7 protein-coding genes and 1 riboswitch are annotated in these 14090 nt (G+C 47.0%); of the genes, 6 read left to right on the top strand and 1 reads right to left on the bottom strand.

What is annotated here, in order from left to right; all coding sequences use genetic code 11:
• The first annotated feature begins 261 nt into the window (after positions 1-261).
• The 5 genes from OOK74_RS01430 to lysC all read left to right on the top strand — a co-directional run bounded on the left by OOK74_RS01430 (position 262) and on the right by lysC (position 8764).
• Positions 262-906 (top strand): LuxR C-terminal-related transcriptional regulator, encoded by a 645-nt coding sequence (locus tag OOK74_RS01430; protein WP_278182971.1) that lies wholly within the window; start codon positions 262-264, stop codon positions 904-906.
• A 374-nt stretch (positions 907-1280) separates the two neighbouring features.
• Complete coding sequence (gene galU / locus OOK74_RS01425; protein ID WP_277207138.1) at positions 1281-2153, top strand: UTP--glucose-1-phosphate uridylyltransferase GalU; 873 nt, start codon at positions 1281-1283, stop codon at positions 2151-2153.
• 159 nt (positions 2154-2312) lie between these two features.
• The gene (gene uvrA / locus OOK74_RS01420; protein WP_278182970.1) at positions 2313-5135 is read left to right on the top strand and encodes an excinuclease ABC subunit UvrA; all 2823 of its coding nucleotides are present in this window, start codon (positions 2313-2315) and stop codon (positions 5133-5135) included.
• Positions 5136-5198: 63 nt separating this feature from the next.
• A complete protein-coding gene (locus OOK74_RS01415) occupies positions 5199-6962 on the top strand; it encodes a PglL family O-oligosaccharyltransferase (RefSeq protein ID WP_278182969.1) in 1764 nt (587 codons plus the stop codon).
• Between the two features lie 161 nt (positions 6963-7123).
• Positions 7124-7301: riboswitch (Lysine riboswitch) on the top strand.
• 110 nt (positions 7302-7411) lie between these two features.
• Positions 7412-8764 carry a lysine-sensitive aspartokinase 3 gene (gene lysC, locus OOK74_RS01410; RefSeq protein ID WP_274723507.1) on the top strand — a complete coding sequence of 451 codons (1353 nt, stop codon included), beginning with the start codon at positions 7412-7414 and terminating at the stop codon, positions 8762-8764.
• Positions 8765-8823: 59 nt separating this feature from the next.
• Here lysC and metH read toward each other — a convergent pair whose 3' ends face one another.
• Positions 8824-12504 carry a methionine synthase gene (metH, locus tag OOK74_RS01405; RefSeq protein ID WP_274723508.1) on the bottom strand — a complete coding sequence of 1227 codons (3681 nt, stop codon included), beginning with the start codon at positions 12502-12504 and terminating at the stop codon, positions 8824-8826.
• A 191-nt stretch (positions 12505-12695) separates the two neighbouring features.
• Between metH and OOK74_RS01400 the strand changes: the two genes are divergently transcribed.
• Entirely contained in the window at positions 12696-14030 is a 1335-nt protein-coding gene (locus tag OOK74_RS01400) for a cation:proton antiporter (protein ID WP_274723509.1), read from the top strand.
• Positions 14031-14090: the final 60 nt, after the last annotated feature.

Below are 14090 nucleotides of genomic sequence, written 5' to 3'. Positions count from 1 at the left end.
TGATTTTAAGTAGTCGACAAGGATACCACCGTTTTGTCGGCTGAACCAATCGAATTCCCCGATTATGCTGAGCACAACATGAATCTCCGTTTCACAAATTTTGCTTCTTAAGACCATTTCACCAAAACAACTCACTGACAAACCTATCGATTACTTACGCGATAGAGGTGCTCCGCAAATTACTCTGTTCACATAGCATCAGCACCTTTTTTTGGTCATATTAATGGCACTATTTCATATCAGTATAGGTAGGTAATCATCATGCAACGAGCCAATTACGCCCGCACTATTTACTTACTCACCCCTCAGCCACAGGATTTAGACCCTGCTATTCAGGCGGCAATCACCACACTGGATTTGCCGATTCCTATTATTGAGCCACCACGTTTATTGCAAGACTTTCAATCTGATAAGCATAAAATTCTGCTGCTCGACCATCGGCAGAGCGGCCAAATTCGCCAGCAACTTGGACCACTGAAACTCACCAGTCCCTACTTTGAAACGATTTTATTTAACGTAGCTAAGCGCTTAAAAACTGACGAACTACTAACTTTTGGTAACTTGAAGGGGCTGTTTTATGCCAGTGATGAAACTGATTTCATTGCCCATGGGCTAGGTGAAATTATCAATGGTCAAAATTGGTTACCGCGCCATGTGAGCAGTCAATTATTGCACTACTATCGTTATGCATTCCAAACTCATCAAACACAAGCGACCGTCGATCTCACCGCTCGTGAAATTCAAATTCTGCGCAGCTTACAAACTGGTGCATCCAATATGCAAATTGCTGAAAGTTTATTTATCAGTGAGTTCACGGTTAAATCACATTTATATCAAATATTTAAGAAGTTAAATGTCAAAAACCGCGTCAAAGCAATTGCTTGGGTGAACCAAAATATATTGTGATATTTATCTCATTCAATCAGGAATGTGAGGCTCTGCCGAGAGCTATACCCAAACCACTTCGAGTTGCAGGTAGGCGGCAAGTGATTGATTCCTATGAGCATAGACAAACTATGTGATTGGAGTGAACGAACCTAGCCAACACCGCTGCAGCTTCAAGTAGGAAGGGGATACCCAAATATGTGCGGATTAACCACAGTGGACAGTTTGATAGAGTCGGTAATTTGATATTTCGTACCAGTTAGTCTACGCATAATATGTGGCAACAGTAAGACTTTACACACATTTTTGGCACCTATCGCAGCAACGTAATGCAGTGGTGAATAAGAAATGGTAGAGTCGAAATTATTTTTCCTAGCACACCATGGATCGAAATTATGATTAAAAAGTGTCTATTTCCGGCGGCAGGTTACGGGACCCGCTTTCTACCTGCAACTAAGTCAATGCCTAAAGAGATGATGCCAATCGTCAACAAGCCACTGATTGAATATGGGGTTGATGAGGCGATTCAAGCCGGGATCACGGGGATGTGTATTGTGACAGGTCGAGGTAAACAATCGATCATGGATCACTTTGACATGAACTATGAGTTAGAGCATCAGATCCGCGGCACCAATAAAGAAGATCTGCTAATTGATATCCGTCACATCATTGAAAGTGCTAATTTTACCTTCATTCGCCAACGTGAAATGAAAGGCTTAGGGCATGCAATTTTAACCGGTAAAGAGCTGGTGGGTGACGAACCGTTTGCGGTGGTACTGGCTGATGACTTGTGTGTCAATGAACAGCAAGGGGTACTGATGCAGATGGTTGCACTGTACAAGCAGTTCCGCTGCTCGATTGTTGCGGTACAAGAAGTACCCGAAAATGAAACCCACAAATATGGCGTGATCGCTGGCGAAATGATCAAAGATGATCTGTTCCGAGTCGATAATATGGTCGAAAAACCAGAACCGGGTACCGCACCAAGTAATCTGGCGATTATCGGCCGGTATATCCTGACTCCAGATATTTTTGATCTGATCGAACAAACCGAACCCGGCAAAGGCGGCGAGATCCAAATCACTGACGCCCTACTCAAACAAGCGAAATCCGGCTGTGTGTTAGCCTATAAATTTAAAGGTCGACGTTTCGACTGCGGTAGCGTTGAAGGCTATATCGAGGCCACCAACTTCTGCTATGAAAACATGTATAAGCAAAACGCACAAAAAATTGAACTAGCCAAAAAACTGACCCAAAAAGCGCAGTAATTATAGCAAGTACACCGCGAATATTGTCAGCCTACTCACCGCAATATGAGTAGGCTTTTTTACGATATACATGACTGTTTTTTTATCCAGTATTCACTTGCACTTTGTTCACGCTATGCAATACTTGCTGCACTTCGTGTTAAGCAAAGAGCACACCTGATGGACAAAATCGAAGTACGCGGCGCTCGTACCCATAATCTCAAAAACATCAATCTGACCATTCCTCGCGATAAGCTAATCGTGATCACTGGCCTTTCCGGCTCAGGCAAATCATCTCTCGCGTTTGATACGCTGTATGCCGAAGGCCAACGGCGCTATGTCGAATCGCTTTCCGCTTACGCTCGTCAATTTCTCTCGTTAATGGAAAAGCCAGATGTTGACCACATTGAAGGATTATCGCCCGCGATTTCGATAGAACAAAAGTCCACCTCACACAACCCACGCTCCACCGTCGGTACGATCACTGAAATTTATGACTACTTGCGTCTACTCTATGCACGGGTCGGTGAACCACGCTGCCCTGAACATCAAGTACCACTTAAAGCGCAAACCATCAGCCAAATGGTCGATAAGGTGTTAGAGTTACCGGAAGGCAGCAAAATGATGCTGCTCGCCACCATAGTCAAAGAGCGTAAAGGCGAGCACGTAAAAACCTTAGAAAATCTCGCTGCACAAGGCTTTATTCGTGCGCGGATTGATGGCGAAACCTGTGATCTCACCGATCCCCCCGCGCTGGAATTACACAAAAAACACACCATTGAAGTGATTGTTGATCGCTTTAAAGTGCGTAGTGATCTACAGCAGCGCTTAGCCGAATCATTTGAAACCGCGCTCACTCTGTCTGGGGGCATAGTCGTCATCGCACCAATGGAAGGTGAGGGTGAAGAGCAGATTTTTTCCGCCAATTTCGCCTGCCCACATTGTGGTTACAGTATGCGCGAGCTGGAGCCGCGCCTGTTCTCTTTTAATAACCCAGCCGGCGCTTGCCCGACATGTGATGGCCTAGGTGTACAACAATATTTTGACCCCGATCGTGTACTGCAAGATGCCAATTTAAGTCTGGCACAAGGTGCCATTCGTGGATGGGATCAAAAGAACTTCTATTACTTTCAAATGTTAACCGCACTCGCGGAACACTACGCTTTCGATCTGCATACCCCATTCAATAAACTGAGCAAAAAAATTCAATCGATCATTCTTGATGGCTCTGGTCGTACTGAAATTGAATTTAAGTACGTTAATGATCGCGGTGATCTCCGCCTGAAAAAGCATCCCTTTGAAGGGATTTTGCACAATTTAGAACGCCGTTATCGCGATACGGAATCCAACTCGGTACGCGAAGACTTAGCCAAATATATTGCCAATAAGCCATGCAGTAGCTGTGGCGGTACGCGCTTAAAAATCGAAGCACGTAATGTGTTTATCAATGATACCGCGCTGCCACAAATTGTTGAGTTCAGCATTGCCGATGCGCTGAATTTTTTCCAGCAACTCTCCTTGGAAGGCCAACGCGCGCAAATCGCCGAAAAAGTGATGAAAGAGATCAATGATCGTCTGCAATTTTTGGTTAACGTGGGCCTCAATTACTTAAACCTATCACGCAGTGCCGAAACCTTATCTGGCGGTGAAGCGCAGCGTATCCGTTTGGCAAGCCAGATCGGAGCTGGGCTGGTCGGGGTAATGTATGTGCTTGATGAACCTTCGATTGGCCTCCACCAGCGTGATAACGAACGCTTACTGCAAACCCTAACTCATCTACGCAACCTAGGTAATACGGTGTTAGTGGTTGAGCATGATGAAGATGCGATCCGCATGGCAGATCATGTGATTGATATTGGCCCTGGGGCGGGGGTACATGGCGGCAATGTGGTCGCACAAGGCAATGTGGATGAGATCATTGCTAACCCCAATTCACTCACCGGCCAGTACCTCAGCGGGGCAAAAAAAATTGCGCTACCCGCACAGCGAACGCCACGTGATGCGAGCAAAACCGTTGAATTAAAAGGTGCGGCTGGCAATAACTTAAAAAATGTCGATCTGTCGATCCCGGTGGGCTTATTTACCTGTGTAACTGGCGTTTCTGGCTCAGGTAAATCGACGCTGATCAACGACACTTTCTTTAAGATTGCCCATACCGCACTCAATGGCGCAACCACTGCCATGCCGGCAGCTTATGCTTCGATTCAAGGGCTGGAACATTTTGATAAAGTGATCGAAATTGATCAAAGCCCAATCGGCCGAACGCCACGCTCTAACCCTGCAACCTATACTGGGATCTTTACCCCGATCCGTGAACTGTTTGCGGGTACTCAAGAATCCCGTGCGCGCGGTTACCAACCGGGGCGCTTTAGTTTCAACGTGCGGGGTGGTCGCTGTGAAGCGTGTCAGGGTGATGGGGTGATCAAAGTTGAAATGCACTTCCTACCGGATGTGTATGTCCCTTGTGATGTGTGTAAAGGCAAGCGCTATAACCGTGAAACGCTGGAAGTGCACTATAAAGGCAAAACCATTGATCATGTGCTGGATATGACGGTAGAAGATGCGCGGGAATTTTTTGATCCGGTTCCTGTAATTGCCCGTAAGCTGCAAACCTTGATCGATGTCGGACTCTCTTATATTCGGCTAGGTCAGTCGGCCACCACACTTTCAGGTGGTGAAGCACAGCGGGTGAAGCTCGCGCGTGAGCTTTCCAAACGCGATACTGGCCAAACCTTATATATTCTCGATGAACCAACGACTGGTCTTCATTTCCACGATATTCAACAACTGCTCAATGTCCTGCATCGCTTACGCGATCACGGCAATACAGTCGTGGTGATTGAACACAACCTAGATGTGATCAAAACTGCCGACTGGATCGTTGATTTAGGCCCAGAAGGCGGCCAAGGCGGAGGGCTAATTATTGCGCAAGGCACCCCTGAAGAGGTGAGTTTGGTCGAGAATTCACACACAGCACGCTTCCTCAAGCCTTTGTTGAATTAGAAAAAAAAGCTAAAGTAACCAAACCAGCCCATCCAGGGCTGGTTTGTTATTAAGGTAAACTGCATGGCAATTTTGCTGTTAAGCGGCACTCGGCTAGAGCCTCACACGCCTAGCCTGCCGCTCAATAAACCCTTTCTATTTTGTTTGGCGCTAGTCTATCTAGTCGCAATGCATTTCTTTATGCCCAATCCAGGAGGGGTTGGACTCGCGCTCGCGTTTAACAATACCACTTGGATTGCGCTCAGTATTACGCTCGCGATTGGTTTATATCAACTCGCCAATAATCAAGCACTGCGTTATTCAAAACTGACGATTGGCCTGACTATCAGTTGTGTGCTGCTGACGTTACCGATCACCTATAGCGATGCCGATGGATTACACAGTATCAACCGCCTGATCGGACTGTGGACTGGATTACTGCTATTTGTGGTACTGCAACAATTTCGCTTCAGCAATAAACATAAGCAGCGACTGCTGTGGTTTATTCTGCTCGCCAGTCTCATTGAAGCCATGATTGGTTTAGTGCAATATTTTTACTTAGCGCCCGGCAATCCATTTGGCTATGACAGTGTGGCCAATCGTCCTTATGGTATTTTTCAACAACCCAACGTCATGGCGAGCTTTTTAGCGACCGGGCTAGCGCTTTCAGGCTATCTACTCGCACGGCAACCGGAGAAGTACGACGCCCATCTCAGTAAAATGGGAATGTTGTATATCACACCAATACTCACGGTGCCGTTATTACTCGTACTGGCCTCGCGTACCGGCTGGATTGCCAGTTTAATCAGTATTATTTTGATCGCCGCTTACCTATACAGATTCGCCTCTCGCCAACGCTTTACTCTCTGGTTACTTGCGATTGGGCTCGGGCTATGCGCCGGCTTTGCGGCGATGCATAGTCAAAACAGCGCTGATTGGGTAGCCAATAAAACCGATCTCGAAAGCCCACGCCGTTACACCTTTCCACAAGCCATCGATATGATCATCGAAAAACCCTTCACTGGTTATGGTTATGGAAAATTTGAAGCACAATATCTGCTGTATACCGCTCGCCAGCATCAACTTAATAGCCACTACCCAGCCGGCCTTGCCGCCATGGATCATCCACATAATGAACTGTTGTATTGGGGCGTTGAAGGAGGAATGCTGCCAGTTCTGGGGATTTTATTGGCAGCCTGTGCGTGTATGCTGCGCATTTATTCCGCCAAACGCGGTACGCGCTTAGCGATGCTGGCACTGTTGGTGCCGATCACTTTACATGCACAATTGGAGTATCCATTTTATCACTCGGCCATTCACTGGATCACTTTCATTATCTTGATCTATTGGGTTGATCAGCGGGTCGCGCGTTACCGACTGGCCAATTTCAGTCTTATCAGTCAATCACTACTGCGTATGCTGAGCTTAGTGATGCCGATTATCACCAGCTTGTATATGGTTAGCGCATTGCAAACCAATTATATACTTACTCAATTTGAGCAATCGCAACCGCGAGATCCCGAGCTACTCAAGCTGGTGACCAATCCGATAGTTTGGCAAGACCGATTGGACTGGGATATTTACAGTACTTATCTGCACATTGGCTTGCATGAACAAAAACCACAGTTGATTGAACCTTATGTGCAGTGGTCACATCAAGTGATTCAACATCAACCACGCCCTACTTTTTACAGTAATTTAATTTTGGCCTACCAAGGATTAGGTGATAACAGTCGTGCTCAGCAAATCTGTACTGAGGCAGAGTTTCTATTTCCCAATCAGGATTTCAGTCATATTCAGTATCGCTCATCAGTAACGACAGTCGCACCATCACAAGCAACACCATAAGTGGTTTCACTCCATCCCAACTTGCGGTGATAACCTCACCGCAAACCTTGGCAGCATCTTGAAACGGCAAATCATTGTCACTGAAATGTTATGTTTATTTGCACTTGAAGCACAATTTATCGTTGACAATATTTGACCAACACCGTTCAATGAATGCGCTATCTAGCAGAAGAGGAGCACTACCCAGGCAGATGTTTTGTGGAGCCTCAACTCCAAAACAGAACATTCAGGGGGAGTAGTGCCGAGGTGAATCAAAGTTGCGGCTTTGGTTTATCGGTTGAATGGGCTGAATCCCTTCAACTGTCATCAGTTCGGATCTGATGAAGAGCTTCGAAGGGACACCTTTCTATTGTCACCCCTCTATTTTGCTCTATAACAACACTCTCTTCACAACATTGGACGTTGGGTTTACCAACAACTCGTTTTTCAGGAAGTCTGGGAGAATTGCCGTGAGCACATTTAACGTCGCCAAATTTGGTGGTACTAGTGTCGCCAACTTTGAAGCGATGAGCCGTTGTTCGGCCATCATTGAAAATAATCCACAAACCCGTTTAGTGGTCAGTAGTGCCTGTTCTGGGGTCACCAATTTATTGGTTGAGCTGGCCAATGGCGTGGCATCCGCCGATCGCCGTCGAGCGATTTTACAACAACTGACCGATATCCATTATGTGATCATCGACCAACTGGCAGATCCCACTCGGGTCGAACAACAAGTCAAAGAGGTATTAGATACGGTAGCCAGTGCCGCCGAAGCCGCGGCATCACATCCCAACAAAAAATTAACCGATCAGTTGGTCGCCAGTGGTGAATTGATCTCCACCTATATTTTGACCCAATTGATGTGCGAACGGGGTGTCAATGCGGTACGTTTTGATATTCGTGAAGTACTACGCACCGACAGTCACTACGGCAAAGCTGAGCCACAGTTAACGGAAATGGCTGCGTTGGCTCAACAAAAATTGCTCCCACTTTGTCAGCAACATGTGGTGATCACACAAGGTTTTATTGGCTCCGATGCACAAGGGAATACCACTACTTTAGGCCGCGGGGGCAGTGACTACTCTGCCGCGTTGATTGCGGAAGCGGTGCAAGCTTGCGGCTTGGAAATTTGGACCGATGTGCCAGGGATCTACAGTACCGATCCACGTATTGCATCTAAAGCCGCACCGATTGCCGAGATCAGTTTTAGTGAAGCGTCAGAGATGGCCAATTTTGGCGCAAAAATTCTGCATCCATCGACCTTGTTACCCGCAGTACGGCACGGTATTCCGGTATTTGTAGGCTCGTCGAAAGAGCCTGAAAAAGGCGGCACTTGGATCCGGCAACAGGTAACAAGCGCCCCCTTGTATCGTGCCCTGGCACTGCGCTGCAACCAAACCATGGTGACGCTGCGTAGTGCGCAGATGTTCCATGCCTACGGCTTCCTAGCTAAGGTATTTGAGATTCTGGCTAAACATAAACTGTCGGTAGACCTGATCACCACCTCTGAGATCAGTGTGTCACTCACCTTAGATAAAACCGATACCTCTGGTGGCGCGCCTGAACTACCAGAAGCAGTTCGAGCAGAGCTAGAAGCGTTGTGCAGCGTCGAAGTCGAATACAATTTGTGTTTAATTGCGCTGATTGGCAACAAGATGAAAGAGAGCCGTGGCTACGCTAAACAAGTGTTCAGCGTGTTGGAAGATTATAACTTGCGTATGATCTGCTACGGGGCCAGCGCACACAATCTGTGTTTCTTATTACCTGAAGCCGTCGCCAAGCAAGCGGTGCAAAAACTACACACTGAGCTATTTGAAAAATAATCTCATAAAAAAATGAGAGGCCACATCCGGTGGCCTCTCACAATTCAACCGCTCGCTAATTACACCTCTAAGTTAGGCGCTAACCACTGCTCAGCTTGCTGTAAACTCCAACCTTTGCGCTCAGCATAACTGTGTAGCTGATCTTGCTGGATCTGCGCCACCGCAAAATAACGCGCATCAGGATGTGAAAAATACCATCCCGAGACTGAAGCACCTGGCCACATGGCATAGCTCGAAGTCAGTGACATGCCAATGGTTTGTTCAACATGCAACATCTGCCACAAGGTGCCCTTTTCGGTATGCTCAGGACAAGCGGGATAACCCGGTGCTGGGCGAATGCCCTGATAACGCTCACGGATCAACTCATCATTAGAGAGATTTTCATGGCTGGCATAACCCCAAATCTCTTTACGCACTTTTTCATGCAGATATTCGGCGAAGGCTTCCGCCAAACGATCGGCCACCGCTTGGATCATGATCGCATTATAATCATCGCCTTGTGCTTTATAGGCATCGGCTAAGGCTCGCTCGCCAATACCACCCGTTACCGCAAATGCGCCAATCCAATCACGCTGACCACTCTCTTTCGGCGCAATGTAATCCGATAAGCAGTAATTCGCGCCCTTGGGCTTTTCCGTTTGCTGGCGCAAGTGATGCAGTCGATAAGCCACTTGGGTGCGCGATTCATCATGATATACCTCAATATCATCACCGACACTCGCCGCAGGGAACAGAGCACACATACCACTGGCTTTCAATTGCCCTTCTCGCTCTACTGTATCAAGCAAAGCATTGGCATCATGAAACAGACGTTTCGCTTCTTCACCGACTTCTTCATGCTCCAAAATTGCAGGGTATTTGCCCATCAGCGACCAAGTCATAAAGAAAGGTGTCCAGTCGATATAAGGACGTAGCGTTGCTAACGCAATGTTTTCAAACACATGCACACCAGGTTTAGCGGGAGCTGGCGGCGTGTAGCTTGCCCAGTCTAACTGCGCCTTATTGCCCCTTGCTTGTACTAAGGTCACTGGCGCTGATTTGGGCATCTTGCGTGCATGTTGCTCACGCGTGCGCTGATAATCCAGATCCAAACGTTCAACAAATCCAGCCCGCTGATCATCAGAAAGCAGCGAAGTACACACCCCAACCGCGCGTGATGCGTTATTCACGTACACCACTGGCGCATGATAATTCTGCTCAATCTTAACCGCAGTATGAGCTTTTGACGTGGTTGCGCCACCAATTAACAATGGAATAGTAAAACCTTGTCGCTCCATCTCTTTCGCGACATGCACCATTTCATCTAATGAGGGTGTGATCAAACCCGATAAGCCAATAATATCGACCTGCTGCTCACGCGCGACTTTGAGGATCTGCTCACAAGAGACCATCACACCTAAGTCAATAATCTCGAAATTATTACACTGCAAAACCACTCCAACGATGTTTTTGCCAATGTCATGCACATCGCCCTTGACCGTGGCGAGTAAGATTTTACCGTTCGAGCTACTGCTATTTTTTTGGGCATTAATGAAAGGTTCAAGGTAAGCTACCGCTTGCTTCATGACTCGGGCGGATTTAACCACTTGAGGCAGGAACATTTTTCCTTCGCCGAACAAGTCACCCACAACGTTCATACCATCCATCAGCGGCCCTTCGATCACCTCGATCGGCTTACTTGCTTGCTGACGGGCATCTTCCGTATCTTGCACAATAAATTCGGTAATCCCTTTCACCAGAGCATGCTCAAGACGCTTAGCCACTGGCCAACTACGCCACTCCAGTGCGGCACTATCCTCCTCTTTGCCGACACTGTTGTCTCGATACGCTTCAGCAATCTCCAGCAGTCGCTCGGTCGCATCGTTACGCCGATTGAGGATCACATCTTCCACCGCATTACGCAGTTTACTCGGCACGTTATCGTAAATTTCCAACTGGCCGGCGTTGACAATCCCCATATCCATACCATGTTTAAAACAGTGATAGAGAAACACCGCATGGATCGCTTCACGCACATAGTTGTTGCCACGGAAAGAGAAAGAGACGTTAGATACGCCACCAGAAATCATCGCATAGGGTAGATCACGTTTGATATCGGCAACCGCCTCAATAAAATCCACCGCATAGTTGTTGTGTTCATCAATCCCAGTGGCAACAGCAAAGATATTGGGGTCAAAGATGATATCTTCCGCAGGAAAGCCCACCTCATCGACTAAGATCCGATATGCACGGCGACAGATGGCCAATTTGCGCTCGCGAGTATCGGCCTGACCCACTTCATCAAATGCCATCACAATGACCGCAGCACCGTAACGACGCACCAGTTTAGCTTGCGCAATAAACTTTTCTTCGCCCTCTTTAAGCGAAATCGAGTTCACAATCCCTTTGCCTTGAATACATTTCAGCCCAGCCTCAATCACCTCCCACTTCGAGGAGTCAACCATCACCGGCACTTTGCAAATTTCCGGCTCAGCCGCGCACAAATTTAGGAAGCGCACCATACAGGCTTGCGCATCCAACATACCTTCATCCATATTGATGTCGATAATTTGTGCGCCGTTTGCCACTTGTTCACGGGCCACATCCAAGGCTTGATCGTATTGTTCTTCCTTGATCAGACGTTTAAAACGCGCCGAACCAGTGACATTAGTGCGCTCACCAATATTCACAAATAAGGTTTCAGGGCCAATATTGAGCGGCTCTAAACCCGAGAGGCGACATTCCACTTTTAGATCTGGTAAAACCCTTGGTCTCACACCATCTAGAGCTTTAGCCATTGCGGCAATATGCTGCGGAGTGGTACCACAACAACCTCCAACTAAGTTCAAAAAGCCGGCTTGCGCCCATTCAACAATATGCTCGGCCATCTCATCTGGCGAGAGATCATATTCGCCAAATGCGTTAGGCAAACCCGCATTCGGGTGTGCCGAAACATAGCACTCGGCAATGCGCGACAACTCTTCCACATACTGGCGCAGCTCGTCTGGACCTAACGCACAGTTCAAACCAAACGAAATGGGTCGCACATGGCGTAACGCATTATAGAAAGCTTCGGTCGTCTGCCCAGAAAGGGTTCGTCCCGAGGCGTCGGTGATGGTACCGGAGATCATGACCGGTAAAGTAATGGCGAGCTCTTCAAATACACTATCGACGGCAAATGCACACGCTTTGGCATTGAGCGTATCAAAAATGGTTTCAATCAAAATCAGATCGCAACCACCTTTGATCAACGCGCGAGTAGATTGCGCATACGCCTCAACCAACTGATCAAATGTCACATTACGAAAACCAGGATCATTCACATCGGGGGAGATTGAACAAGTGCGATTGGTTGGCCCAAGAACACCAGCCACAAAACGCGGCTTATCGGGCTGTCGTGCGGTCCACTCATCGGCGACTTGTCGTGCTAATTGCGCCGCGGCGAAGTTAATCTCTTCGCTAACGGATTGCATGTCATAGTCCGCCATGGCAATCGTAGTGGCATTAAATGTGTTGGTTTCCAGAATATCCGCTCCCGCAGCCAAATACGCGGTGTGGATTTCTTTAATGATCTGCGGCTGGGTCAGCACTAAGAGGTCATTATTCCCTTTTAAATCACAGTGCCAATTTGCAAATTGTTCACCACGATAGTCTGCCTCTTGTAATTGATAGCTTTGAATCATCGTCCCCATACCACCATCGATGATCAGGATACGCTGCTTCAATTGTTGCTCGAGTTGTTGTCTTACTTCCTGTCCCACAATACCGCCCTATTCCTTATGCTGTGATCACATCCTATCACACACAATTCAGAAATCTAGATGGCTAAAACTTAAGAAAAAATAGATAGCGTGTACGGTGGGTAAAAACTTAAGTGATAAAAAATATTTGCTATTTATCCAACCCAGAAACACAATTTAATTTACAAGTTGTTACATACACTGAGAGCAAAATGTCCGTTTACTACACCCTGTGCTTCCTTTCTGCAGCCGCCATGCTGATCGCATTTTTAAATAGCAAGATCAGCAAAATGCAGACTACTATTGCGATCACCGCCGGCTCGATGATTTTGTCATTGCTGCTGTTGATTGCCGGTCAAAACGACTGGTTTCATCTCAATCAAATCGCTACCGACATTGTAACCAAAATTAACTTTGAGAACTTTCTGCTCAAAGGCATTTTAGGCTTTCTGCTGTTTGCTGGCGGTTTAGGTATTAAATTACCCAACCTTAAAGATCAAAAATGGGAAATTACCATACTCGCACTCGGCGCCACGCTATTTTCCACCTTCTTTATTGGCTTCGCTTTATATGGCTTCTGCCGATTAATCGGCATCCCACTTGATCTGGTGTACTGCCTTTTGTTTGGTGCACTCATTTCACCCACCGACCCCATCGCAGTGCTGGCTATTGTTAAGAAGCTAAAAGCCCCCAAACGAATAGCCACCCAAATCGAAGGAGAATCGCTATTCAATGATGGTTTTGGCTTGGTTATCTTCGTCACTATTTTTACCATCGCTTTTGGCGATCAAACGCCAACCATCGGCAGTGTTAGCTTGCTGTTTGTGCAAGAAGCGATTGGTGGAATGATTTACGGGGCATTATTAGGATTGGTATTCCACTATCTTATCTCTGCCACCAATGATCATTCGATGGAACTGCTGCTCACGATTGGCATCCCTACTGCTGGCTATGTATTCGCCGATATCATCCATGTCTCGGGACCACTGGCGATGGTGGTCTCCGGGATCATGATTGGTAACTGGACACGCTTTATTGGCTTTTCAAAAGAGAGCGTCGATCACCTCGACCATTTTTGGGAACTGGTTGATGAATTTCTAAATGGTCTGCTATTTCTACTGATTGGTATGTCAATGTTGCTGTTTGAATTCCACCGCGAAGACTTAATTTTGATGGTGTTTGCCATTCCATTAGTACTGTGTGGACGCTATCTCAGCGTATTAGTGCCTTATATCGGCTTTAAACGCTACCGCAACTACAACCCTTGGTCGGTGCGTATTCTAACTTGGGGCGGCCTACGTGGTGGACTGGCTTTAGCGATGGCTCTTTCAATACCATCGGGTATTTTGGTCATTCCAGAAAAATTGATTGAGGTAAAAGAGCTGATCATGGTCATGACCTACTCAGTGGTCGTATTTTCAATCTTGATCCAAGGTTCAACCATTACCCCAATGATTGAGCAAGCCAAGCAAGCAGAGCGAGCGATGCAAACTGAAATCAATCGCGAAGATGCCCCGATATCTGTTCAGCAGGAACATCATGGCTGAGCGAATCCTTGAATAGATACTCTAGCCAGCTCAGGATTAAACCATCCCACCACCAAACCG

Source organism: Vibrio misgurnus, assembly GCF_029635775.1.
GTDB classification, from domain to species: Bacteria; Pseudomonadota; Gammaproteobacteria; order Enterobacterales; family Vibrionaceae; genus Vibrio; species Vibrio chanodichtyis.
This window is presented reverse-complemented; position numbering and strand designations above follow the sequence as displayed.